Origin of the sequence: Sphingomonas sp. PP-F2F-A104-K0414 (genome assembly GCF_004340945.1) — a bacterium.
In the GTDB taxonomy this organism is placed as follows: Bacteria; Pseudomonadota; Alphaproteobacteria; order Sphingomonadales; family Sphingomonadaceae; genus Sphingomonas.
In genome coordinates this window covers 61,712-86,340 of the sequence record NZ_SLYD01000011.1, presented here as the reverse complement: position 1 = coordinate 86,340, position 24,629 = coordinate 61,712, and the positions used below count along the sequence as shown (strand labels likewise).

22 protein-coding genes are annotated in these 24,629 nt (G+C 61.1%); 7 read left to right on the top strand and 15 right to left on the bottom strand.

The features are described 5' to 3' along the window. Positions 1 to 87 precede the first annotated feature (87 nt). From C8J46_RS19530 to C8J46_RS19520, 3 genes are all read left to right on the top strand, one after another. Entirely contained in the window at positions 88 to 699 is a 612-nt protein-coding gene (locus C8J46_RS19530; protein WP_132742362.1) for a TetR/AcrR family transcriptional regulator, read from the top strand. 84 nt (positions 700 to 783) lie between these two features. Beyond that, entirely contained in the window at positions 784 to 1,653 is an 870-nt protein-coding gene (locus C8J46_RS19525; protein ID WP_132742347.1) for an SDR family NAD(P)-dependent oxidoreductase, read from the top strand. 270 nt (positions 1,654 to 1,923) lie between these two features. Further along, entirely contained in the window at positions 1,924 to 2,448 is a 525-nt protein-coding gene (locus C8J46_RS19520) for a hypothetical protein (RefSeq protein WP_132742346.1), read from the top strand. A 98-nt stretch (positions 2,449 to 2,546) separates the two neighbouring features. On the opposite strand, the gene C8J46_RS19515 is transcribed toward C8J46_RS19520, so the two are convergent. Continuing rightward, positions 2,547 to 3,302, bottom strand: a complete 756-nt coding sequence (locus tag C8J46_RS19515) for an SIMPL domain-containing protein (protein WP_132742345.1) — start codon at positions 3,300 to 3,302, stop codon at positions 2,547 to 2,549. Positions 3,303 to 3,638: 336 nt separating this feature from the next. On the opposite strand from C8J46_RS19515, the gene C8J46_RS19510 reads away from it, so the two are divergent. Both C8J46_RS19510 and C8J46_RS19505 read left to right on the top strand, forming a co-directional pair. After that, positions 3,639 to 3,899 (top strand): hypothetical protein, encoded by a 261-nt coding sequence (locus C8J46_RS19510; protein ID WP_132742344.1) that lies wholly within the window; start codon positions 3,639 to 3,641, stop codon positions 3,897 to 3,899. Positions 3,900 to 4,269: 370 nt separating this feature from the next. Then, positions 4,270 to 4,788 carry a hypothetical protein gene (locus tag C8J46_RS19505; protein ID WP_132742343.1) on the top strand — a complete coding sequence of 173 codons (519 nt, stop codon included), beginning with the start codon at positions 4,270 to 4,272 and terminating at the stop codon, positions 4,786 to 4,788. Between the two features lie 284 nt (positions 4,789 to 5,072). On the opposite strand, the gene C8J46_RS19500 is transcribed toward C8J46_RS19505, so the two are convergent. Continuing rightward, positions 5,073 to 5,909, bottom strand: coding sequence for a sterol desaturase family protein (locus C8J46_RS19500; protein ID WP_165886679.1), 837 nt, complete (start codon positions 5,907 to 5,909; stop codon positions 5,073 to 5,075). 861 nt (positions 5,910 to 6,770) lie between these two features. Here C8J46_RS19500 and C8J46_RS19495 point away from each other — a divergent pair. Beyond that, entirely contained in the window at positions 6,771 to 7,436 is a 666-nt protein-coding gene (locus C8J46_RS19495; protein ID WP_132742341.1) for a PAS domain-containing protein, read from the top strand. A gap of 545 nt (positions 7,437 to 7,981) precedes the next feature. Here the strand turns inward: C8J46_RS19495 and C8J46_RS19490 are convergent. Beyond that, complete coding sequence (locus tag C8J46_RS19490; protein WP_132742340.1) at positions 7,982 to 8,446, bottom strand: GAF domain-containing protein; 465 nt, start codon at positions 8,444 to 8,446, stop codon at positions 7,982 to 7,984. Between the two features lie 781 nt (positions 8,447 to 9,227). Between C8J46_RS19490 and C8J46_RS19485 the strand changes: the two genes are divergently transcribed. Next, on the top strand, positions 9,228 to 9,824 hold the full coding sequence (locus tag C8J46_RS19485; protein WP_132742339.1) for a hypothetical protein: 597 nt from the start codon (positions 9,228 to 9,230) through the stop codon (positions 9,822 to 9,824). A 129-nt stretch (positions 9,825 to 9,953) separates the two neighbouring features. Here the strand turns inward: C8J46_RS19485 and C8J46_RS19480 are convergent, their stop codons facing one another. From C8J46_RS19480 to C8J46_RS19420, 12 genes are all read right to left on the bottom strand, one after another. Next, positions 9,954 to 10,565 carry a DedA family protein gene (locus tag C8J46_RS19480; RefSeq protein ID WP_132742338.1) on the bottom strand — a complete coding sequence of 204 codons (612 nt, stop codon included), beginning with the start codon at positions 10,563 to 10,565 and terminating at the stop codon, positions 9,954 to 9,956. Then, positions 10,562 to 10,939, bottom strand: coding sequence for a hypothetical protein (locus C8J46_RS19475; RefSeq protein ID WP_132742337.1), 378 nt, complete (start codon positions 10,937 to 10,939; stop codon positions 10,562 to 10,564). Before C8J46_RS19475 ends, C8J46_RS19480 begins: the two co-directional genes overlap by 4 nt. Continuing rightward, complete coding sequence (locus C8J46_RS19470) at positions 10,936 to 12,186, bottom strand: arsenic transporter (RefSeq protein ID WP_132742336.1); 1,251 nt, start codon at positions 12,184 to 12,186, stop codon at positions 10,936 to 10,938. The genes C8J46_RS19475 and C8J46_RS19470 overlap by 4 nt, the downstream gene beginning before the upstream one ends. Then, the gene (locus C8J46_RS19465) at positions 12,183 to 13,310 is read right to left on the bottom strand and encodes a metallophosphoesterase (protein WP_243643530.1); all 1,128 of its coding nucleotides are present in this window, start codon (positions 13,308 to 13,310) and stop codon (positions 12,183 to 12,185) included. Before C8J46_RS19465 ends, C8J46_RS19470 begins: the two co-directional genes overlap by 4 nt. Then, complete coding sequence (locus C8J46_RS19460; protein ID WP_132742335.1) at positions 13,307 to 14,557, bottom strand: MFS transporter; 1,251 nt, start codon at positions 14,555 to 14,557, stop codon at positions 13,307 to 13,309. Before C8J46_RS19460 ends, C8J46_RS19465 begins: the two co-directional genes overlap by 4 nt. A 1,362-nt stretch (positions 14,558 to 15,919) precedes the next feature. Then, complete coding sequence (locus C8J46_RS19450; RefSeq protein ID WP_243643529.1) at positions 15,920 to 17,467, bottom strand: GMC family oxidoreductase; 1,548 nt, start codon at positions 17,465 to 17,467, stop codon at positions 15,920 to 15,922. After that, a complete protein-coding gene (locus tag C8J46_RS19445) occupies positions 17,464 to 18,807 on the bottom strand; it encodes an alpha/beta hydrolase (RefSeq protein WP_207894243.1) in 1,344 nt (447 codons plus the stop codon). Before C8J46_RS19445 ends, C8J46_RS19450 begins: the two co-directional genes overlap by 4 nt. Then, the gene (locus C8J46_RS19440; protein WP_132742333.1) at positions 18,792 to 20,303 is read right to left on the bottom strand and encodes an FAD-dependent oxidoreductase; all 1,512 of its coding nucleotides are present in this window, start codon (positions 20,301 to 20,303) and stop codon (positions 18,792 to 18,794) included. Before C8J46_RS19440 ends, C8J46_RS19445 begins: the two co-directional genes overlap by 16 nt. A 348-nt stretch (positions 20,304 to 20,651) precedes the next feature. After that, a complete protein-coding gene (locus C8J46_RS19435; protein WP_132742332.1) occupies positions 20,652 to 21,527 on the bottom strand; it encodes an SDR family oxidoreductase in 876 nt (291 codons plus the stop codon). Positions 21,528 to 21,617: 90 nt separating this feature from the next. Further along, complete coding sequence (locus C8J46_RS19430) at positions 21,618 to 22,499, bottom strand: MBL fold metallo-hydrolase (RefSeq protein WP_165886678.1); 882 nt, start codon at positions 22,497 to 22,499, stop codon at positions 21,618 to 21,620. 137 nt (positions 22,500 to 22,636) lie between these two features. After that, on the bottom strand, positions 22,637 to 22,987 hold the full coding sequence (locus C8J46_RS19425; protein WP_060525159.1) for a response regulator: 351 nt from the start codon (positions 22,985 to 22,987) through the stop codon (positions 22,637 to 22,639). 91 nt (positions 22,988 to 23,078) lie between these two features. Then, positions 23,079 to 24,569, bottom strand: coding sequence for an HWE histidine kinase domain-containing protein (locus C8J46_RS19420; protein WP_132742331.1), 1,491 nt, complete (start codon positions 24,567 to 24,569; stop codon positions 23,079 to 23,081). Between the last annotated feature and the right edge of the window lie 60 nt (positions 24,570 to 24,629).

The window sequence follows — 24,629 nt, the reverse complement described above, 5'->3', positions numbered from 1 at the left end:
GCGGCATTAGGCGAGAGTGATCGGGATGTGACGCAAACCGAAAAACCCGCCCGCCGCTCGCGCAAGGCCGACCAGCGTGCCGAGACCATGGAACAGATTTTCGACGCGGCAGAGGAACTGTTTTCGAAGCATGGCCTGCATGGCGTCACGTTGAAGGACGTCGCAAAGCAGGTCGGCGTCCACCACACGCTGCTGAATTATTATTTCAGCGATAAGAAGGCGCTTTTCGACGCGGTCTTCGCGCGACGTGCCGGCGTAACCAGCGAACGCCGGATGAAGGCGCTAGAGGATTATGAGCGTGCAGCGGGCGACGCACCGACCGTCGAAGGTGCGCTCCACGCGTTCCTCGACACCGATCTCGATACCTATATCGAAGGCGGGGAGGGCTGGAAGCATTACGCCAAGCTCGGCGCGCAGGTCGCCAACACACCCGAATGGGGCGCCGACCTGATGGACCAGCATTTCGATCCGGTCGTTCTCCGGCTGATCGAACTGCTCAAGCGCGCGCTGCCCAATTGCCCCGAGGACCGCATCTTCTGGGGCTATCACTTCGTCACCGGCGCGCTGATGCTCACCCTCGCGCGCACCGGACGGATCGACAAGCTGTCGGGTGGTCTCTGCCATTCGGACGACTTTCCAGCGGTGAAGGAGGTCATGGCTAATTTCATGGCCGCCGGCTTCCGCTCGATCTGCAGCTAGCGACCACCGACTTAAAGCAAGCGATTGCATCATGCCTCTTATTCGCTATCACGTGAGCGAATAAGAGGCGTGAGAGGATTGGCGATGCTTGATGGGAAAACCGCGATAGTCACGGGCGCGGGCGGCGGTCTGGGTCGAGCCCATGCACTCTACCTCGCCAGCAAGGGCGCGAAGATACTGGTGAACGACGTGACCGTGGACGCCGCCGAACGCATCGCGCAAGAAGTGCGCGATAGTGGCGGCACTGCGCTGGCATACGCGGCATCCGTCACCGACGATGCGGCGATCGAGGCGATGGTCAGCGCGGCGCTCCAGGCGTGGGGGCATATCGACATCCTCGTCAACAACGCTGGCATTCTGCGCGACAAGAGCTTTGCCAAGATGACGATTGCCGACTTTCGCACCGTGGTCGACGTCCACCTGATGGGCGCGGCGATCTGCAGCAAGGCCGTCTGGGAGCCCATGCGCCAACGTGGTTTCGGCCGGATCGTCATGACGACCTCCTCGTCCGGGCTGTACGGCAACTTCGGACAGGCGAATTATGGTGCGGCGAAGATGGCGCTGGTCGGCCTGATGCAAACACTGGCGATCGAGGGCGAGAAGTACGGTATCCGCGTCAACTGTCTGGCGCCAACCGCTGCGACGGGCATGACCGAGGGCGTGCTCGATGCAGCAAGCCTGAAGATGCTTGCACCGGAGCGTGTCTCGCCAGCCCTGCTGGCCCTGGTCGGCGACGACGCTCCCACGCGATCGATCCTGTGCGCCGGCGCGGGTCATTTCGCCGCTGCGAACATCACGCTGACTCACGGGGCCTACGTAGGGATCGCGGCCGATGCTGGAGAGCAGGTCGTTGCACGTTGGGATGAGATCAAGGATCGGGATCAGGAAATTGTCCCCACGTACGGGTTCGTACAGGCAGAACGTGAGGTTGAGGCAGCGAAAGCGGTCGGATGAACAAACGTCCGATACTGGGCAGCCTCAGATACGCAACGAACGTCCGGAACTGGGTCTTGCCAACCCCGCGCTGCGCGGCAGTTCGCGCCCATTCTCGACCGTTTAGCTCGTCGGCTCGTCAGCCCGAAAGCAGCCATCTATTCAGGGCGATATTTTTCACCCTGGTCGATCCTGATGCGAAAATTAAAAGTTTTGCATCAAGCGAGGGTCTAATCGGCTGGTTGTGAGCCGCCACTTGCAGACCCAAGCAGGTTTCGGCAGGCTGACTGAATGACCCAGATGCTCTCCTCGATCGCGCTGATGCTTCTTTCCGCCACATCCTCACTTACCGTAGCGCCTACCCAAGTTGTGGTCGAACGATCGCAGCACCCCGGAGACGCACTGCGCTCTCGCCTTGGCGTGGTGCTGCCTACGGCGGACACCATGATTATAATCTACGGTGTCGCACAGCATCATACGAGAACCGAATGGAGCATTGTCGCCTTGCGAAGCAAAGACGGAAAGTGGACGGTCGAACGAGCGGGAGAAGAAGGGCCGGGGTTGCTTCGAATCGATCCTCATCCGCTTTCCGCATCGAAAACCGCACTTTCCTCAGACACAGGCAGAGCGCTTGATCACTTGCTAATCGACCGTCAGGCCTACCTTGAAAAGGTCAGCGGTGGCGATACGCCGATCGGAGGTTACGCTTCGACGATGGAGATCATCACCCCCAAGCGAACCCGAACGATCGATTGGACAGGTAAGCTCGTCGGCACGCTAGGCCAGATCGTCGATACGGTAATCAGCCCCAGTTAATGCTCCTATGATGCAAAATTCACGAATTTTACGTCAGCTCGGCGACGGCAGAAATCCGTACGTTTCTTCATGCAAAATTCTGATCCGTATGGCGATGGTCAACGATCAATCCCGTATGCAGCCATCAGGCGCACAGTCGTCTGAATCGGTTCAGGCGCTAGGTCGATGCGGACGGGCGCCCGTGGTGCAGGTGGGGGTGGAGGCGGAGGTGCCTCTGCGGATTGCACAGCGGGCAGCATGTCCAATGCTACTTCACGATAGTCGGCATCCTGCACACGCAACAACGGCCCTAGCCTGCCTCCTGACCCTTCAGCGATCAAGCGTGCTTGCGTTTGCGCGCTAGCGAGAGCCGCCTGCATGGCAAGTCGGCGTGCGATCGTATCGTCGCGTAGCCAGAAGGCCCGCAGGTTTGCATCCAAGCCCCCAAGGCGACCGATTAAACCGACGAGGGTGCCGGCGTCAGCGACGCGTGAGGTCTGTATGGTGACAGGCATCGACGCAATATAGCCGATGATTGCACACGGCCCTGTTGATAGCCGCTGCGGTCCGTAGCTGTTCGCGTCGCAATCTTTCGATCGCACTTGTCCGATCGAAAGGGCGGAAGAGTGATATTCCCCCGCCTTCTGCAACAGTCCCGCAACGCCCGCGCTCATCGCTTTGGCGCTATCGCGCAGTTTGGAGCTCGCCTCATCCGACGTCACCCCCTCCCCACGGAGGGTAAATCCAACCGTGACCATGTCCGGCGGTGTCTTGGCAGTGCCGCTCTTAGAGACAAGAATTTGGGACGATGAGGGCGTCTGAGCTCCCGCCGACGAGCTTACGGCAATCATGATCGCGAGAACGGCCAATTTCATTAGTAGCTCCCAAGGGAACGGACTCTGCCGCCTCTGCCAGGAAGCGTAGTCGATAAGGCAATGGGCGCAATAGATTCAGGCACCAACGTTGCATAAGAGTTCCCTTTTGCGACGGCAGAAACCGCCCAAAATCAGACGCTGAGGTGACAAATCTCAACTTCCGAAAGCGGCCGCTCGTTCAGCGCCATATTCTCCGCTCCCTTTTTCGGTGTTAAACTATTTCGAGACAAATGTGCGAATGGAAGAAAGTGACGGTCTCGGACTATGAACGCCCATTGCCGTTGATATGCAGGATGGTTATTCTGCTTTTATCTCGTCCCGTTCGAGAGGATTGCCATGGATCTCGACAAACCAAGAAACTTGCTAAACTCGAATGAGTTAGACGAAGTCATTAGCAATTTAGCTCGCTCGAAGAAGTACGGAAATCCAAGACAGGTATGGGTCGAAGACGGACATGTCTTTGTTGAGGGGCACGGCGGAGAGGTCGTTTCAATGACCCCGGCGGTAGCGATCAAAATGGGTAGAATGCTGGGCGAGGCTGGAGCCGCTTCGCTGATAAATACCGTGATGGATGAAAGTGCGAGAAAGTTGGCGTAGGCGAATTTAGCGCTGCGGGCGAAGGTGGCCGAGCAGACATACCCAGAAGCTTGAGCGCCCTTCATCGAACGGCCGGTAATTCCGCTTACGCCCAGAGTCGGACGTTCCGGCTGGCAACTCACAGTTTTAGAAGCGGACATCCGTTCATCACCACGATGCCAGTTGGGCCGTGACGTGATGCAAAAATCAAAAGTGTTGCATTAGGCGGAGGCAAAGCAGTCAGTCGGCTGCCGCCCGATCTAGGTGTTTGGGACGGCCGTCAGCTTGCAAAGCGGGTGGCCAAGCACGTCCACCTAGGTAAGTCGGTGTAAATGGTCGGATCGTTCCGATCATAAACACATGATTCACAGTGATGCAGTAGGCCAGCAGCATGCCATTCCCGCTGTCCATCACTGGCCAACTGACAGTTCGGCACACGCATATGAAATCGACTCAGGAAGTCATGGAGCGCCTTCGCGCGGCACTATTAGCGCAGACTGTCGATACCATCACGATGGCGAGCGATACGATCGAGTTTATTCCGCAAGTCAAAGGTGGGGAAACTAAGCCGCGCCCCGAGGGCGGAGGTTGGATGTTCAACGCGTTGGGTGTTTGCGTGCTGCGGCTGCACCAAGAAATCGAAGGCATTACCTTGGCCTATAAACTGGATTGCCGCTCTTGGTTCTACACAGCGACAGCGATCTCGATGACTGCGGGGCTAGTAATTCATCTCTCTGCTGGTCCAGATCATAAGTGGGGATGGGTCTTTGCGGTAGGCTTTTGGGTACTCTTTTTCGAATCGGGCTTTGTCAGCAAGACTATAGAAATTCAAAGTTGGTTGAGAAAAAGTCTTACATCGCTTGAGCTGCCCCCAACGAAACGGCTCCGAGTTCCCGTCGAGCCTGGCTAACGATCAATCGTTTTCTGCGTTGGCTACTGCAAAGCTGCAAATCATCCCCACAAGCTTTCCCGTTCACGATGCAAAACTCACAAGTTTTGCATCATCGCGCGAGCGGCTAAAACGTGGCCTGATTGTTATGCGCAAATCTGATGCGTCGGAGACCGTGTTGGGGCGGCAGAAGCGCCCATGGTCGGACGTTTGAGCGTTGCCAGATGCCTGCCCATTGTGAACGTTTATTAGGAGAGGCGTGCCGGTTACGGCGATCTTAGAGGGTGCTAATGGCCGCGAGCTGGTCAGTCGGCCGCAAGCTCTTTGTGATCGTAGGTCTCAAGCTTGATTGCCGTCGCATTTCGATAGCGGACAGGAAGGTCTAGCCACTGCCTTACCGACTTGGGCTCGTCGAGTTCGGTGATCCCTACCTTGGGCCACTCCTGAGGCTTTGGAAAAAGCGCCGTGCCAAACAACATATCCCAAAGAGGCGTAAAGGCTGCAAAGTTGTGATCGTAATGCTCTTCCTGAACGGAGTGGTGAATGCGATGAAAGCGATTGTCGACGATTATTCGACCGAAATGGCTAAAGTGAATCCGGCTCGATGAATGTATATACACCGACTGTAGCAGGATAAGAAGCTGCGTAACGCCACTGGCGGGCAATGAGTGCGCCACGATAAGGCTTGTCGGGACTATTACGATTGCCGTTGTTATAAATGCCTCACTCACGTGATGGTAGCAATTTATAGCACTTAGTTCACGGATAGAATGGTGAACAGCATGAAATCGCCAAAACCACTTGTGCTGTGCCCGGTGCATCCAATAAAAACTAAGGTCGCCAAAGGCCGCTCCAGCAATCGGAGACAAAACTGCGGCAGCTATGCCGGACCAACTCAAGGTGAGCGGTATAGATATAATCGGTTCAATTCCGACATAACTCCACGCCGTTCCCATAGCTTTGAACGCGATGTCGGACAGCGGGATCCATACCGCCCAAAATCCTAGACCGCGAAGCCGCCCCCTCAGCGATTGACGCTCCTTGGGAAGGAGCAGTTCTAATGCCGTAAGGATGGAAAACACTACTCCCCAAACGATCATATGCTCGCCGAGCGACCATGCCAGTTCGATTGATTCAGCCATGCTGCAGAACATAGCTGTTTTAGGGTTAGGACATGATTAAGGCCGGGCAGCGACCGGCCGCGGAGCGGTTTGCGCCGAGCACGGCAAAACGGGACGAGGCCGGAAAAGGGGCCGCTCAGCGGGGACGTGAGCGTCGAGCAAGAAGCGGGCAGCAAGGTGCTGGCGACGTTTGTCCTGAAGGCCGGCGGACCGAACACCTAAAGCATCGAGCAGGCTCTGGATTGGGCCATTGTGGAGCTGACGGTGCCGAGGAGCGGTGGGGGCTGACGCACGACGTGCAGTCGCCGAGCATGTCTACAGCACCTTCTACAGGCCGACCTCCACAGTCGAAAGGTGTCGCGGGCGGCATCGTTTAGCAAGTGCAGCGGTCGTCCTGCTCACCCCTACGCAAATCACAACCGGGCCTGTAAAAATCGATTGCCTGAGTAAATCTTGTGTCTGCTTACGCCCAGTCGCGGGCTGAAAGCCGACGGGCCCCTTTTCACCCGGAAGCAGCCCTTTAGGCCCCCGCCCCGCCTCCTGAAGCAACGTCCGTTTGGGACAATCGCCGCCCGAGAGCGGCCGGTCCGATTTCCTTCCCATGCCGGCCATTCCGCTTACGTCCAACTAAGGACATTCCGCATTCCTCGGCGGGATGCTACGCTGGAGCGTATGATCTTCCTGTTTGCGCTACTTCTTTTAGACAATGGGCAAGGTCCAACCCTGACTTTGGCCGCCGGTTCATTGTTCGAACTTGCATTGTCGAGCCGATACTATGGAGTAGAGAGAGAAGCTCTACAATGCCGTAAGGCTCGTCTGTTCGTAGTCATAACTTTTTATGCTAATATATGTGGATAATTCAAATCCGTTGAGGAGGGAACAATGCCTGCTGCTCATTGCGTATCATCGCTCGAAGGGACGATACTGCACGCAGATCAAGGTTTTCTCGACCTGCTGAAACGTTGTGAAGACGAAGTGATCGGAATATCCTATCGTCAAATTACGGATCCTCGGGATCTGGAACGAAGCGCCGACATGCTAGCGCTATTAAAAGAAGGTGCCGCCCCTGTTCGATTGCAGAAACGATACCTGCGACCTGACGGCACCTCCATCGCGGCAAATCTGCTTGTTACCCGCTTCTCGGGCCCTGATCGTTTGATAAGTACGCTGTTCTGGCATGATAACGGCCGCGACCCGCCACCGGCTAGGCTATGGGAGGCAGCGCTTCGGATACGTCATGTACACGACGCTCGTATCAGGCTGTTCGGTGCCGATCTAAGCACTGATCCGATCGGATCAGTGCTCATCGGCATCTACTTGGCCGAGGCCGAGGGCAGGAGCATTGGGCTGTCCAAGATCGCAACATATGCAGGCATCGCAAACTCGACCGCTGCTCGGTGGATCGAAGTGTTGCAGCAGCGCGGGATCGTTGAGGGAGAACACGACGCAACGATTGACCTCCGGTTGAGCCAATCGGGATTAGACCGAGTGGAGGCAATGCTGGCGACGGTTTACGAGGCAGGCGATGCGGCCGTCATGTTGGCGTAAAGTTCGTGCATAAACCCACGGGCAATGGGTTGCGCGGGCGGGGGGGGCGCCTAGCCACTGGACCTATCGCTTCTCAAATCGAAAGTGCCAAGCTTAACTCCGATCAATCCCATATAGGTAGCATCAGCCTGCTGTCTTGATCTAGATTATTCCCGCTAGGCCTCACGGTGCGCGTTGGAATACGAGACAGGAGGCCGAGGATGACTCTCGACCAACAGAACAGATTGAAGGCGCTTCTACTGGAAGCGCTGATAATAGCCGATAAAATGGAGGGGCATGATGTTCTCGCCCTCTATATTGTCCAGGCACTAGATGCCCTGACGCCCAACGTCCGACGGTAAAGGTCTAGCCCCAGGTGTTCCGCCTGCCTTACCAGAAGTGGTCAGGCTGCTTTCGTTGCGTATCGGCCATTCCGCTTGCGTTCACACCTGGACGTTTATGCAGGCGATCTACGGTCCGCGATAATCGTCTGCGCCGGACAATGCGCCTCGTGCGGACCAAGCTTCGCGACGAAACAATGCTCGTTATCCTAACTCGCGTCTGGTTCAATCGGCAGATAGTATCGAGGCGATCCTGTCCGCAAACCCCTTCAGCATCGAAACTTTGCCGAGACCAGCTAGCTTCCGTGGTTCGGGATCGATGGCGCAAAGAGTGCCATAGAACGAGCCGTCGGTGAGAACGATGGGAAGTGAAACATAGCTCTTAAACCCGTATAGGGCCGGAGCGGGATGGCTTAGCCACTTCGGATTTCCCGCCACGTCGTCTATCACCACAGTATTACCGTGCTCGCGTATGTCGTTGCAGATAGTCGTTGAAACCCTCAGTTCCTCACCCGGTGACATCCCAAAGTCGATTTGATCGACGACTTGACAGGCAATCCAGCGTGTATCGGTAACACGAGCAAGGGCGACAAACCCCATTCCGGTTGAAGCGGCGACTTCGTCTAAAATCTGGCGGATACCGTCGTCATCACCGTCGCGAGCGACGCCAGCTGCAAATTCATCACGCATACTCGTCGTTACCGTTCCCGCGGGGGGACGGCAACTGTTCCCAACCGTCACGCATCAATTCGTTTTGCGTAGATGCCGCTTTACCGAATTGGTGGCGAACTCGGTGTCTCGCACTCCCAGATTGCGTTTCCGTCGTTTGATGCAAACCAAGGATTGCTACTTTAACCTTCGTACAGCTTTGCCAACGCTGAAACCGGAAAGCCACGCGAAACGCTCTGACATTTTGTCTTGAATTTCAAAGGGGCATTGGTCCGGAACGCCTTCGCGTTGACCGCTTCTCAAGCCCGCTTCATACGCATCGCGTAACAATGGTTCGTCTGGTTCCATTGGATGGTAACGCTCAAAGGCAGAAATCGGATTGAGCTAGATCAATACAAATTTGTGCTCGAAGGCGAATCTCGTTTTACGCCCCAGTTGCAGCGCGATCATGGGATTTGAAAGGCATACGCATTTCCATTTCATCATCGTTTTGACGTCGCAGCGTTGTGTCGGCTATCGCCATCGGCGTTCCCGAATGCGGAAAGTCCGCTTTCCTCTCCCCAATACGACATACGCGAGCGGATAGCCGGGGTTCAAAATTAGTCATTCGCGAAGATGAACCAGCGTCCGAAATTGGGAAGCGAGGGAAGGGGCTTGGGCGTCCGATTGTGGGTCGACCTTCCCCTCCGATTCCTCCACGTTCGTCGGCGCAGTGAAGAATTTAGTTTTAGCCGAGCTGACCCTCCCATATAGAAGTCCACTCGTTGATGCCGAGGTGGCTCGGTTTGAGGATCGTAGAACAATGCGTGCAGGAACGTTTGTTCGCTGGCCGGATGTTGGGGCAACCTCTTCCTTCATCGCGATGGGTCTTGGAATAATCGCGGTCGCGCCGACCGAGGCCGCTGTACAGTTAGTCGAGCCGTCTCCAGCGGCAATACTGAGGCTTGATGCATTTGCGCAGTGCTTGGCAAAAACATATCCGGTTGAAATGCACAAGTTCCTGGCGGCGCCGCAATCGACCGAGACGGCGCGTGCGTTCCGCACCTTCATAGCAGCACGTCGGGCCTGTCCTTACACAGCTCCTGGCCCTGACAACTTCGTCTATTACACCGGCGCCGCTGCGCGCTTTTACCTACGACAGGCCCGTTTTCAACTTATGGGTCGAAACATTGCACGTTCTGTTAATTCGACGGGGTATATCTGTATCATGCAAAAGGCACCAAGGATGGTTGACCGCATTCTTGCTTCGACCCCGGGGACCGCTAGCTACGAGCAAGCTTTCCACGATGTCCAGCCGATCGTCGATCTGTGCATTGCCGATCCCCAAGCGCGCCCGACGCGATATCTAGCGGGCGCGGGGCTTTCAGTCTTTACCTATCGCTTCGCTGGCCTTCGATAATCTGAGGCGCAAGCCGGACCTGAACGAATGTCCGTTTGTGGGCGCCGCAATTTTGCGCTCGGATGTCCGCTCATGGGTCGTCTGACGTTTTTCGCCGAGCCGTTTAGACCGACCGGGGATAATCGGTCTTTAAACCGTTACTTCCGAAGTTACTTCTGCTTCTCTTTTCCCGAACAGCTTCCATCCTAGGAATCCTGCGGCAAGAAGGCCTACGACGACCCAGGTGAGATTGCCGAGTAAGCTCGCCACGGTCTGAACCTGATCGCTAAATTGGCGTCCCAGCGAGACGTATATGAGAAGCCAGAGCAGTTCGCCGGCAACGTCGAGCAAAATGAACCATCCCCAGGGGTATTGCGTGAGGCCGCTTGTCACGTTGATCCAGGGTCCGAGCGGGCCGATCAGCCAGCGGCTGAAGAAGATACCCCAGCCTGCCCATTTGCGCGAATAGGTCTCCGCTTGCGCCACCTTGTCAGCGCCCCCGATCCGCGTCGTCACGGCAGCAAGAAGCGGGCGGCCCCCGTAACGGCCAAATGCATAGCCGATCTGGTCGCCGAGCACGGCGCCGCCCGCACCGGAAAGCACGACCGGCCAAAAGCTCAGTTCGCCCTGCGCAACGAACGATCCCATTGCGATGAGCGTCAACGAACTGGGGAAAGGAAGCCCCGCAGCCGCCAGCACCATCGCGCCAAAGAGCGCAGGTAGGCCGTAGGTCGTCAGCAGTTCGAGCAGCTGGTCGGTCACGGCTTCGAGCTCGTCGGCGGGGAAGACCGTGGAGGCGGGGCGGGGGGCGGGTAGGGCGGTCGGGCATGGACAATCGCGTAGGTGAGCTTGCCGTCGATCTGCGTCATTGTTTGTCCGGTGTCCTGCGCGATGCGGCCGAGCGGACGGCGATCGGGTGCCGGGGGCAGGTTCAGCGCGCGGTGCAGGACGTGGGGTGGCACATGGTACGAATGCGCGACGTACCCGATCGTCATCCAGCGCTCGATCGGTTCGTCGCGGTGCGCGTTCCAGTAGATCGCGTCGCTGACGGTGCGCGCCGCATGGTAGCCGGTGAACGCCACCACGGCGACGAACATTGCGATCAGCAGGCGACGCCACATCCGATCGCGCGTCATCCGAGGGCAATCCTGACACCAAGGGCAGCGATCAGCGCCAGCGGCATCGCCACCGCGCCGACCTTCAGGAACCGCCAGAACCCGATGTCCTCACCCTCCCGCCGGATCGCCTGCAACCACAATATCGTCGCCAGGCTGCCGGTGATGGACAGATTGGGGCCAAGGTCGACGCCGATCAGCAAGCCGTCGACGACCAGCTTGGGCGGCTGGGCCTGGGCAACCGCGGTGCTGGCAACCAGGCCTGCGGGCAGGTTGTTCATCAGGTTCGATCCGAACGCCAGGATCGTCCCCGATACCGCCGACGCCTGCGCCGGATCGGCCGACGCGGTGCGGATCGCGTGCGCGACCCACGCGATCACGCCGGTCAGGTCGAGCGCCTCGACCAGGACGAACAGTCCCGCGACCAGCGGCAGCACGCTCCACGAGATATCGCGCAGCAGCGCAACCGGCGACGACCGGGCGATCGTGCAGACCGCCAGCGTCGTGACGATACCGGCGATCGCGGTCGGCAGGCCGAGTTCGATATCGAGCGCGGATACGGTGAGCAGCACGATCGCGGTGGCGACGATCCCGACGAACGCGGCCTTGCCGCCCGCCGTCAGCGGGGTACGCTCGACCGCGCTGGTGCAGCTACCTGCCAGCCGCGTGCGCTCGAGCCAGCGCAGCACGGCGAAGGTGACGACGATCGACGCCAGCGACGGCAGCGCGAACGACGCGAACCACTGGCCGAGCGGCGGCATCTTGCCACCGTAAAGGACGAGGTTGGCGGGGTTGGAGATCGGCAGGACGAAGCTTGCCGCATTGGCGATCAGCGCGCAGGCGAACAGCAGCGGCAGGGGGTCGGCCTTCGCCTTCTTTGCCGCGGCATAGACCGCCGGGGTCAGCACCACCGCGGTCGCGTCGTTCGACAGGAAGGTCGTCGTGACGATCCCGGTAACGTAGACCAGCGCGAACAGCCGTGCGGTCGATCCCTTTGCGTGGATCGCCGCGGTCGCCGCGACCCAGTCGAACAGCCCTTGCGCGCGCGCGACCTCGCTCAGCAGCATCATGCCGATCAGGAACAGATAGACGTCCATACCCTTGGCGACCGCGCCGATCGCCGCAGGGAAGGGCATCAGCCCGAACAGCAGCAGCAACGCTGCCCCTGCTACCGCCCAGATCGCCTCCGGCCAGCGGAACGGTCGTGCGATCACCGCAGCGGTCGAGGCAGCGCAGATACCCCAGGTGGCGCCGGTAGTGAGGATCACCAGTGCTTCCCGTTCTTGTTCGGGCCGAGTTGCGTGCCGGCGATGCCGTGCTCGGGCCACGCGCCGACGCTGTGGAGATCGCGACCCGGCGCGATCGGCATGCCACGTCGCGGGATATCCGCTTCGCCGCGGACCAGGATATCGACCGTGTCGCGGTCGGTGCCGACGCTGGCCGCAACGCGGTGGAGCCCGGCGTCGAGCGTGATGCGCAACGACCAGAGCGCCGTGCCCGACACGGCGAGCATCGGCTGGGCGATGCCGTCGTTGACCGACAGCATCACCGGCTGTGTCGTGCCGCCGAACAGCTTGGCGACGATCTCGACATCGCCTGGCCGTGGGACCTGGGTGGCATGGGCTGGCCGCGTTACCAGCCGGATGTCGGCAGGCGCGACGATCTGGACGAACGGCCAGTTGCTGCTGGTCTCCTTGAACCGCCAGCTCGGCACGCGGCCGTGGACCGTGATAATCGAGAAACCGGGCTTGCCGCCGTCCTCCTCGATCTCGCCGGTCGAACGCGTTGCGCCGTAGACGACCCGTCCGTCGTTGAGCAACTCATTGTAATGCGTATGCCCGGTGTCGACGAAGGCGACGCGGGCGTCGGCGAAAATGCGGGCGATATCCTCGCCATCCGCGGCAAGGTCGCCGGGATAGGCATGCATGAACACGAGCGGCGTCTGCCGCTCCGCCTCGGCGCGAGCGAGTTCCTCCAGCAAGCGATTGCGGTGGTGCATCGTCAGCCGAAAATCGGGGCCGCCCGCACCCGCCGAGATGATGTCGAGGAAGATACAGCGATGCCCGGCGATGACCTCGACCTCGGGCCGGTTCGCTTCGGCAAAAGCGGCGTCGTAATGCGCGAGATCACCGAGTTCGAAATCGTGATCGCCGGGGATGACCCGGTAGGGCAGGCGCAGCGGGGCGAGCGTATCGGTGATGACCCGGTATTGTTCGGCCGTCGCGTGATTGGCATTGTCGCCGGGCAGGTAGACGAAGTCCGCGGCGTCGCCGATATGCGCGTTGATTTCCGCGACGATCGCAGCGAGCCGGTCGCGGCTTTGCCAGTCGTTCGCCTCGTCCATGTGCAGATCGCCGATGTGCACCCATGTGATGGAGGAAGGGTAGGTCACTTGTGCGTCTCCGGCATGGCGGTGAGGTACAGCACGAACCCCGCCGCCGCGATCCCGGCGAGCGTCAGGAAGCTTGCACTGTATCCGGCCCAGACGATGATCGATCCGGCGAGCGTCGCCGACAATGCCGCCCCCAGGCCGAACACGCTCGACACGACGCCCTGGCTGACGTTGAACCGGCCGGATCCCTTGGTCAGGTCGGCAACGATCACCGGGAACAGGGCGCCGAAGATTCCCGCGCCGATCCCGTCGAGCGCCTGCACGCTGACCAGCCACCAAGGATCGTTCGACACGGTGTAGAGCGCGCCGCGCGCCGCCAGGAAGCCGAACGCGACCAGGAAGATCGGCTTGGTGCCCCAGCGCTCGGTGTTGCGCCCGACGACGATCGCGACCGGCACCATCACGAGCTGCGCCGCGACGATGCACGCGGCTGTCAGCGACGTCGCCTTGTCGGTGCCGACGGTACGACCTAGCAGCTGGCTGACCGAGGTCAGCATCGCTGCATTGGCGAGATGGAAAGTGAACGCGGCTGCCGCGAAGATCATCAGCGGACGGTTCTCGATCAACGTCTTCCAGCCGCTCGGCTCCTCGCAGCCTTCCTCCGGCTCGCAGTCGAGGCCGCGCGCGACCGCATTGTCGATGTCGTCGTTCTTCAGCCGCCCCGCGACGATGACGCTGGCGACCGTTAGCCCCGCCATCAGCCAGAAAACGACGACCGGACCGAACGACCAGGCAAGGACGCCGGCAAGCGCTGCCGACACGGCATTGCCGGCGTGGTTGAACGCCTCGTTGCGACCGACCCGCTTGGCGAACAGCTTCGGCCCGACCAGCCCCAGCGTGATCGCCGAGATGGCCGGCGCAAAGATTGCGCCCGCCGCAGCCGCGATCGACTGGGTAATCGTTACCATCGTGAAGCCCGAGACGATCGGCAGCGACAAGCTGCTCAGCGTCACCAGAAGGGCGCCGGCGATGACGATGCGCGGCTTGTTCTTCGCCCGGTCGATCAACCCGCCCGCCGGCGTCTGCGACAACAGGCCGACGATCCCGGCGATGGTCAGCACGAGGCCGACCGTCGCCTCGTTCCAGCCATGCGAAGGCCCACGTACGACCAGCAGGTAGATTGCGAGATACGGCCCGAGCCCGTCGCGGACGTCGGCCAGGAAGAAGTTTAGCGCGTCTAGCGTAACGGTAGGCACGCTGCGCTGCGCCGGGTTCTTTGTCTCGGGCATGGCTGCCGCAGAGGCCATCGGGTGTCTCCAGATTTCGCGTAAAGAAAGGTGAACCGCGCAGTAAAGCGCTTCAGAGGCGGCAGCCTGAACGATGCCGTTCAGGTTCGATTTACGATAGCTTGAAGCATGCCGGATTAGCTGCGCAATATCGTTTCGGAGCTCATACAAGTTCCGAAGTGGACCGATATTCGTGAGAAATAACCATATATGACAGTATGTTAAAGCCTCTATGAATCGGATTTCACAGTCTGGTAGAGTGCGTTGACTATGGAGCGCGTTCCACGAAACGTTGATTGGCATGCCTTTGGATCGGCAAGCTATAAGTCGAGAGACATCCGAAGGAATGTCCCGAGTCTGACGAGTATGGGCAAGGTATCGGAGTGATCTGTTGTTGAGGAAAGCGACAGTTTTGCAGCCGACGAACGGACCCGGCGCGGTGCGCGTGATACCGAGGGCACGCAAAGCGGTCATGGTGCCGAGATGAATGGATGTCCGAAGTTTGGGAGCGGGCGAGGCCCGGATGTAGGTCAGCGCCCGCGGCGCGGCGCGGGGTCGTCGAAAGCACGAAGTTGCGGATGGGAATGGCAGCCGCCTGACTGTTGGCGCCCAAAGCCGCCCTTTGGATCACCGAGAAGGCCTGGGTAAGATCACGGACCAGGCGGACTTTTCTTTTTCGCGTTTTAGCCGCAAGTAACGGCTAGATGGCTCTCTCACCCGACTATTATTCTGTTCTAGGGGTGCCCTCGACGGCAAGTCGCGACACTATCCACGCCGCGTGGAAAGCGCTGCTCCGTCAATATCACCCCGATGCCAATCATGGTGCGGACGTTTCTGCTCGCGCAAAAGAGATCAACGAGGCGTATTCCGTTTTGGGGAAGAAGGAAGCACGCGCCGCCTATGATCGGTCGCAGATCAGGCCGTCTGCCCACCGAGCGACTACGGACCGCCCGTTTCACCCCAGGAAAGCCGGCAGACGCCCGATGCGACCTAGCCCGTCGATGCAGCCCAGCGGTAGCTTCTCGCAACCGCTACAGCCCAACGAATGGCTGATGGGCCTTTTCTTGCTGATCCTCACCGCCGCACCGATCGCTACAATCCTGGTTCTGTGGAATGAGGAATCCGGATTGGCACCTACGGTTCGACGTAGCGTCACCGCTCATCCCGTGCCTGAGCCACCTGCAAAAGCCGTCCGCAGTTCATCGGGCACAAAACTCGGACTTGGACAGCCTGCTTCCTAAACTCTTGCCCAGTCGCGACATCGAGTTCGCAGGGTCAGGTGTTAAAAGCGGTCGTAACGCGGAGATAAACGAGCGGCCGAAGTTGGAAAGCTAGAGAGGGGGCGGGGACGTCTGCTTCTGGTTCCTGCCGTACTCGCCATCCTCAACCGCTCCCGAGTATCCGATCCGCGGTACGCAGGCTCAGCGCCATGATCGTCAGCGCGGGGTTGGCGGCGAGTGAGCTCGGGAAGACCGAATTATCACAGATCCACAGATTGTCGATCGCGAAGCTGCGGCCCCACGGATTGACGACCGCGGTATCGCCGCTCTCGCCCATCCGGCAGGTGCCGATGGTATGCGCGGCGCGCGGCAGGGTGACGATGTCGTGGGCGCCCGCCGCCTGCCAGATCGCGGTCATCGTCGCGATCGCGTGTTTGTCGATCGCCTGCTCGTTGGCGCCATAGCTGAACGTCACACGCGCCTTGGGGATGCCGAACGCGTCGGTTTCGTCAGCAAGCACCAGTCGGTTGTCGTCGCTTGGCAGGCATTCGCCGTTGATACCGATGCCGGCCAAATGAAGGTATTTGTCCATCACGTCGACCAGCTCCTGGCCCCAGCGCCCGCCGCCGCGCGCGAACGACGTCGCCAGCGTGACGGGCTGAACGCCGAGGCTCTGCATAAGGTAGCCGCCCGCGAAATCGGCACCGTCGGGGCGCAGCATGTCCTCGCTGATTAGCGACGAGGGATAGCCGCGGTTGCAGCGCATCTCGGCATCGAATCGACCCCAGACCTGCGTCGCGACATGCGCCATGAAGTTGCGGCCGACCTGACCGCTCGCATTGCCGATCCCCATGTGGAGCAGCAGGCGCGGGGTCTCGACGCCGCCTGCGCTGAGCACGACCGCGGCGCACCGCTGACGGTGCTCCTGCCGGCCGTTGCGGTAGACTACCGCGACGATCCGGCCGGCGGCGTCGCGCTCGACCCCGGTCATCCGGCAGCCGGGGCGGATCTCGGCGCCGGCGGCGACCGCGAGCGGGAGATAGGTGGTATCCATCGACGCCTTCGCGCCGTTGCGGCACCCCTGATGGCAAGCGCCGCAATTGACGCAGGCCTGACGCATCCCGCCGCCTTCCTGCCGCCAGTCGCGCGAGACCAGCGCAGCGGGGGCGTCGGTCGCGGTGATGCCGACCGCGGCGCACCCCGCCGCCATCGCATCGGCGGGCGCATTGCGCTTGACCGCGGGCAGTTGATAGCGGCGGGCCGCGTCCCACGGGTAATCGGCGGGGCCGGAAACGCCAATGAACGCCTCGACCTGTTCGATGTAGCGGATCAGCTCGGCGTGCTCGATCGGCCAGTCCTCGCCTTGGCCGGTCAGCGTCTTTAGGCGCAGATCGCGCGGATCGGGACGAGGGCAGAACGCGCCCCAGTGCAGCGTCGACCCGCCAACGCCGGTGCCGCTGTTGTTGCCGCCGAACGCCTGCGGCATTGCGCCGTCGCTCAGCCGCTCGTCGATCCAGTAGATGTCGCTCGCCGCGAGTTCATCCGGCGTGTGCCGTTGGGGTTCGCCGTTGGGGCCGGCTTCGAGCGCGACCACCTTTAGCCCGGCCTTGGCGAGGCGGGCCAGCAACGGTGCGCCGCCGGCACCGGTGCCGATCACCACGACATCGACAACATCGGTCTTGGCATAGGCGCGCATCTGGTCGAGGTTCATCGTGCGGGCTCCCAGCCTTCGCGTTCGTCGGCGGCGGTCAGCGCATAGCCCTGCTTGCGGACGCCATCGCCACCAATGGCAAAGCCGTCATAGCCGACCCGCGCCATCGTTGCCGGATGCGCGAGCCACAACCGCACGGCGTCGGCGCGAACGTCCTCGAACCACAAGGTCATTTGCTCGGGGGTAAGCGGGGTCTTGGCGGACCAGTCGGCGGCTTCGATAGTGTGGAGCAGGGCGTCGCGGTCTTCACCAGGGAGTTTGGCGAAAGCCCCGTTCGCAAGTGTGTCGAGCGTGTCGAGCCCTGCGCGATAGGCGTCGGCGTCGACGGGAAGCGCGGCGAACCGCCAGCCATCGCCTTCGCCGCCCGCGAGTTGCGTGTCGATCCGCGCGGCGAGGTCGATGCCGTGCTGCGGGATCACGCGGTCGACGAGCGCGCGCAGGGTTTCGAGTTGCTTCGCCGACACGATCTTGGGTTGATAGTCGGGGTCGTCTGCGATCGCGCGTTCGGCCAGCGTCGCGCGGGTGCGCGCGCTCACGCGGTCGGAGGCGATCAGGCGTTCATAGTCGGCGGGGATGCTGGCTGCACCGACGGCGTGCGCGTGATCGCGGATCAGGTGGGCGACGCTGTCCGGCTGTTCGAACGGGAGAAGATGCGCGGCGCCGGCGATGCTCTGGAACCGGGCGTGGGTATAATGCGGCACGTTGAGCTTGCGCTGGTTCGCCTCGCCCAGATCGCCGTCTTCGGCGCCGGCGATGATCACGGCAGGGGTGTTGAGCGTGCCGACCTGATCCGACCAGTCCTCGCGATAGCCCTGTTCGAGCCATGCTCGCCACGCCTGGGGATTGGCGCGCTGAACGTCGGCGACGGCGGCGTCATAGACAGCAGGCGGCAGCGGGGCGGCGATGTTCTGGTCGACGAAGTCGCGGGCGTCTTCGATACCGACTGGGCCCTGCTTCACCCAGTCGATCATCGTCGTGCGGCGTTCGTCGTCGATCGGCTCGGGCGAGGGGGGCGACGCGGCCATAAGCACTACGCCGGCCAGCCCGGAGAGGCGTCCCGCTTCTGATCGCTGCGCGAGAATCGTCGCGATCTTGCCGCCCATGCTGTGGCCGACGAGCATCCATCGGTCCGCGTTTTCCGCGCGGATCTGTTCGGCGATGGTGTCGGCCATCTCCTCCACCGTGAACCCGGTCGCGTCGGACGCATCGCCGAAGCCGTTCAGGTCGAGCGGTCGGCAGTCGAACGCGCCGAGTTGCGCGATCACCGCGTCCCACGACCGGGCGCTGCCGCCCAGCGCATGCAGGAAGAACAGCGTCGGGCGCATCACGCCGCGTCCCATGCGGCCTCCTTTTTGAGCGCGATCTCGTCGTGGTTGCCGCAGGTCATCACGGCCTGCTCCTTGCCGTCCTCCTTCAGGAAGACTGCGAAGTCGCCAGCGGCCACATCGCCTTCGATGCGGCGGTCGTCGGGTTTGGCTACGTGACCAACATAATGGAGGCTGGTGTCATACTGCCCGGTCCAGAAGAACGGCGTGTCGCCATAGCCGCCGGTGACTGCGCCGAGTAGCGAGCGCGCCAGCCATTGGCCCTGGCGTTGCGCATGGACCCAGTGCTCGACGCGGATCGGGTGGCCGAGCCTTGGGTCGGCATAGCTTGCGATATCGCCGATCGCGTAGATACCGTCGGCCGAGGTCCGTAACTGCGCATCGACCGAGACGCCGCCGCCAGCGTCCTTTTCTGCGATCATCAGCCCTGCCGCCTTGGCGAGGTCGATCCGTGGTTCGACACCGACGCCGACCACGAGCAAGTCGCCTTCGATAGCCGTGCCATCGTCGAGCATCGCGGTGTGGCCGTCGTACTGCGCGAGTTCGCAGTCGAGGTGGAAGGTCACGCCCTTCTCCTCGTGGAGCGCCTGCACGAACTTACCGACTTCCGGCCCTGCGACCTTGGCGAGCGGTACGCTGTCCCTGGCGATCACCGTCACCGAAAGCCCGGCTTGGGTAAGCGATGCGGCGGCCTCGAGCCCGATGAAGCTCGCGCCCAGCACGATCGCGCGCTTCGCGTCCTTTGCCGCGGCTTTGACTGCGTCAGCGTCGGCAAGCGTGCGCAGCACGAACACGTTATCCGCGGCCTTCACGGTGTCCGGCGTGACCGGCGTCGCGCCGGTGGCGAGGATGAGAACGTCGTAGGGGACGCGGTCTTGGTCGGCGGTGACGACAGCGTGACCTTCTACGTCGATCGACGCGACAGCAACGCCGGTCCGGACGTTCGGCGCAGGACCGCGACCTAGGCCGGGTTCGGGGAGTGCGGTATCGTCGCGCTCGGCATCGCCTGCGAGATAGTCCTTCGAAACCGCGGTCCGGTCATAGGGCGCATCGGCGTCGTCGGACAGGATCGTGACGTCGCCGCCGAGACCCGAGCGTGCGAGCATGTCGGCGCAGGCGTGCCCCGCCGCACCGCCGCCGACGATGACGACCTTGCCGATCGACCGGGTCGACGGGGTGGCCCGCGTCTGCTCCTCCTTGCCGGTAATGGTGACGACGCCGTCCTTCTCGACCACGGTGAACGTGTCGAGCGGCGCGAACGCAGGGGCGGCGACAGCCTCGCCGTCATTGAGCGAAAAGCGCGCGTGGTGCCACGGGCAGCGCACTGTCCCGTCGATCACGAGGCCGGTTTCCAGCGGTGCGCCCTGATGGGTGCATTTGCCAGCGAACGCGCAGACCTTGCCGCGATGCCGGACCAGGATGACGTCCTCGCTGCCGAATGATCCCGCGACCGGTTTGTCGTCGTGCAGGTCCGCTGCGGGCATGCCCTTGCCGAGATCGATCGTTGCCATGTTCCAAATCTCCGAAATTCCGGAGTGAACGATGCAAATCAACATCCGGTGCCGTGGAAATTCGTTCTCGGTCAGCAGCTTCGACTGCAAAGGTGCTTTGCATCAACGATTACCAAGCTCGCCAAGTAAGATAGTTGGCGCTTGGAAACCGTCTGCTACACCAAGCGTGCTTAGAACCGCTTCTGGGCCTGCTAGCTGGGGCAAGCGGGATCACCGCCCCCCCTGCTCTGGTAATAGCGGCTGACGCTGGCCCAATCGTGACGTCCTGAAAGCCTTGGTGCACCATAGATCCTATGGCCACCTCAGCTGACTGCGGACGTGCAGCTGGCTGAGGTTTAGCCATCAGAATCAGGAAATTGGAACCCCGCCGGTCACGGCCACGACATTACCGGACATGTAGCTCCCCTCCGCCGACGCGAGCATCACATAGGCGGGAGCGAGCTCGCCCGGCTGTCCAGCGCGGCCGAGCGGCGTGTTCTGGCCGAGCGTTTCCAGTTCCTCCGGTGACTTGGCGATCGGCTGGATTGGCGTCCAGATCGGGCCTGGCGCCACCGCGTTCACGCGAATGCCTTCGCCGGATAGAAGGTTGGACAGGCCCACCGTCAGGCTAGAGATAGCGCCCTTGGTTGCTGCGTAGACAATCATGTTCTTGCCAGCGACCTTTGCCTGTTCGCTGGTCGTGTTGATGATCGCCGAACCCGGCTTCATGTGCGGCGCTGCTACCTTGGCCAAACGGATCATGGCAAAGACGTTAGCGGCGAACGCGGCCTGCATCTCGTCGTCGTCGATGCTATCAAGGCCCTCGTTCATTGTCTGAGCGGCAGCGTTGTTGACGAGCACATCGATGCCACCGAATTCCGCGATCGTACGCTCAACCAGGGTTATGCAGTGATCCCGGTCGCGAAGATCGCCCGGAAGCAAAACACAACGTTGCCCCGCCTTTTCTACCCACGTCAGTGTCTCTTCGGCGTCGGCTTGCTCGTCGGCAAGGTAGGAGATCGCAACGTCGGCTCCCTCACGGGCATAAGCAATCGCCACTGCCCGGCCGATACCGGAGTCCCCTCCGGTTATCAGCGCCACCTTGCCCTTCAGCAGGCCCTTGCCAACGTAGCTCTCCTCGCCGTGATCGGGTTTGGTTCGCATCTTCGCCGTCAAACCGGGTCTTGGCTGCCGCGGCTCATCAGGAAAACTTGTCGGCTGGCTGGTACGCGGATCGTCGGTCATAGCGGTTCCTGCTGGTGGATATCAGCAGCAAACGGCTCAGGAGGGATAACGTGCCGGGCGGCCGCACGTGACGACGGCATCCCGTCGGTGTCAGCGTTTCACCGGTTGCCAGCGATAACCCGTGCCGGCCTTGACGATCTGGCCGAGCCCTGGGAACGGAAAATGCGGGCTGAACACATGTTCGCCGCTCGCTGCCAACTTGGCCAGCTCGGCCGTCCGCCGCTGGCGCCCCTGCTCGCCGTCAGTGTCGTAGCCGATGATCCATTCGGGCCTGGCGAGAGACACGATAGCGCTATGAGCAGTGTCGCCCATGTCGAGTAGCTTCTGGCTGTCTGACGTGATTTCGTAGCCGCTATGGCCGGGCGTGTGCCCCGCCAGCGGGACCGCGCGGATACCCGGGATCACGGCCGCGCCAGGATCAAACGGCATGACCTTCGGCGTGATCGTCGCGACTAGCGCGGCATTGTCGGGCTGGCTCTGCATGAACGCCCATTCGGCGCGCGTCATACGGATCGTCGCGTTGGGAAACGCCAGTTTGCCGTCCGCGCTCGACAGGCCGCCGACATGATCGCCGTGCGAATGCGTGATGAGGATGTCAGTAATGTCCGCCGGCGATACTTTGGCGAGCGCTAGGCTCTGCATCAGGACGCCACCAACCTTGGGGCCCAGGCCAGTGTCGATAAGGACCATACGGCCCGGCATGCGGACAAGCAGCGCATCGACACCGAGCGATAGCGCGTCGGTTGGCGCGCCTGCTTTCCGCAATATATCCGCGACAGCTGCCGGGCCTTCCTTCTTGCCGAACACGCTGCCGTCGTTCGGAACGCGGTTGATCATGTCCCGCAAGGCCACAGTACGCATCGAGCCGATGCTGAACGGCACCGCCGCAGGCGCGATCGGCACTGGCTTTGCCAGCACCGTCGCCCCCAAGAATACGGCAACTCCGAGCGCGGCTATCGAACGAAGGGTCATCTACATTCCCATGATGATTGTTGGATATCGTAAGGAACGTGGCGGGTTCAGTGACTTGAGACAACTTGATGAAGTACCCGGTCTTACCGGTAAGGCCGATGGGGCTACTGCTTCACTGACCGTCGGCGATTGCTGTCTCAGGCGGGCGCCAGGCTTTGGAACGCCGCGATAAGAGCCTGTTCGTTGATTGGCTTGTCGAGAACAACCATCGATGGCCAACTTACGTGGCATGCCTCGCGCGTGCCAGTCACGAAGATCACGGGCGTCGGCCCATGCTCCAAGATGATGGCTTCCACCGCGGCAGGGCCGGTACCGGCTGAGAGATTGACGTCGGACATTATGATCGAAGGAGGCCGCAATCTGGCGGCATCGATTGCCTCCTCTTGAGAGGCAGCCTGATCGAAGGATGTGCCGCCAGCCCGTTCGATCAGCTGGATGATGTGATCGGCGATGAGGAAATCATCCTCGATGACGAGCACATGGCACATATGACAAATCCCGATAAGCTGAGCTTTTAACCATTGTGCTCACGCAATGGGCCCGCCACGGCGTTAATAAATGTCAGACAAGGTTGAAAGCCTAGATCGGCGCTTCGATCACGAAGCGAATACCCTCAGGCAGATATTGGATCTCCGCCTTGCCGCGGATGTGGCGTGACAAGACGCGCTCAATCATTCGCGTACCAAATCCAATACGTGTTGGCGTTGCAACGATAGGACCATCCTGCTCCGTCCAGGAGAAGGTAAGCCGGCGTTCCGTTGCATTGCCGTTTAGGTCCCAGCGTATGGTCACCTGGCCCTCCGGTACCGAAAGGGCGCCATATTTGATCGCATTGGTCGCCAGCTCGTGCAGCGCCATCGACAACGCAAGTGTCACTTCCGGGGTCAGCCGTATCGTCGGGCCGACAGCGGAAAAACGTCGACCGTTGCTGTCCATGAACGGCGCGAGCACCCGCTCGACGATCTCACCGATCGCCGCGCCTTCGATCTCGTCCTTGAGCAGCAGTTCGTGGGCAGACGCTAGGCTGGCGATGCGGCCCGATACCGCATCCCGAGCCTCAGCGAGGGACGCAGCATCGCGTAGCGTCTGACTGACAACGGCACTGACTGTCGCAAGCGTGTTTTTCACGCGGTGTGTCAGTTCATGGGCCAGAACCGAACGTTGCTCCTCGGCGAATTTGCGCGCTGAGACATTGCTCGAAAAGCCCGAAACCGCCAACGGAGTGCCATCCGCACGGCGCTGCAGCGAGCCTTGGGAATGGATCCAGCGTTGCTCGCCTTCAGGCGTCAATATACGGTATTCGACGTTATACCGCGTGCCATGCTCGACAGCGCTGTTCAGCGAGTTCGTGAGGAGGTCTCGATCCTCTGGATGGACGCATGCCAACATACTTTCTATCGACAACTTTTCGCCGACAGGCCGGCCAAAGTTCGTCAGGCAACTTGGCGAGTAGCTGAGCCGCCATTCTGGCAGGTCGATGGTCCAAGTGCCCAGTCCGCCAGCATCGAGCGCAAGTGCCAGGCGGGCCTCTCGTTCGGCTAGCGCAACTTCGCGCTTCGCAAGCTCGGCACTCAGCGTGTCGCGGTCGCGTTCCAACTGCAACAGCCCGTGCCGCTCGAGTGTGACATCGAGCTGGGATGCCACGAAGTAGCGTAGGCTGCCGGTCGCGTCATGCACGGGCGCGACCATGAGGCGGTTCCAGAACGGCGTGCCATCACGACGGTGATTCAGGAGGTCGATATCGATCGGCTTACGGAGAGCAATTGCGTCCTTCATGCGTTGGACGTCGGCCTGATCGGTCAACGGTCCCTGCATGAAACGGCAGTTCCGGCCAACGACCTCGACTGCCGAGAACCCCGTCAGAGCCTCGAACGCACGATTGACGTAAACCAGCGGGTTGTCCGGTAGCGTTGGATCGCTGACGACCATCGGCGTAATGCAGTGATCGAACGCCGCAACGAAGGGGTCATGTTCGTTGAGGCGGGACGCAAAGGCGTCGACAGCCTCGCGTACGACACCTGAGGCATCGTACGGTCGAATAGGCGAAGGTGGGAGTGGCTGACGGTCCAAAGCGGGAACGTCCTAGCGGTAAGACGTTGATGGATCAACGTAATCGAATTTATGTATAAC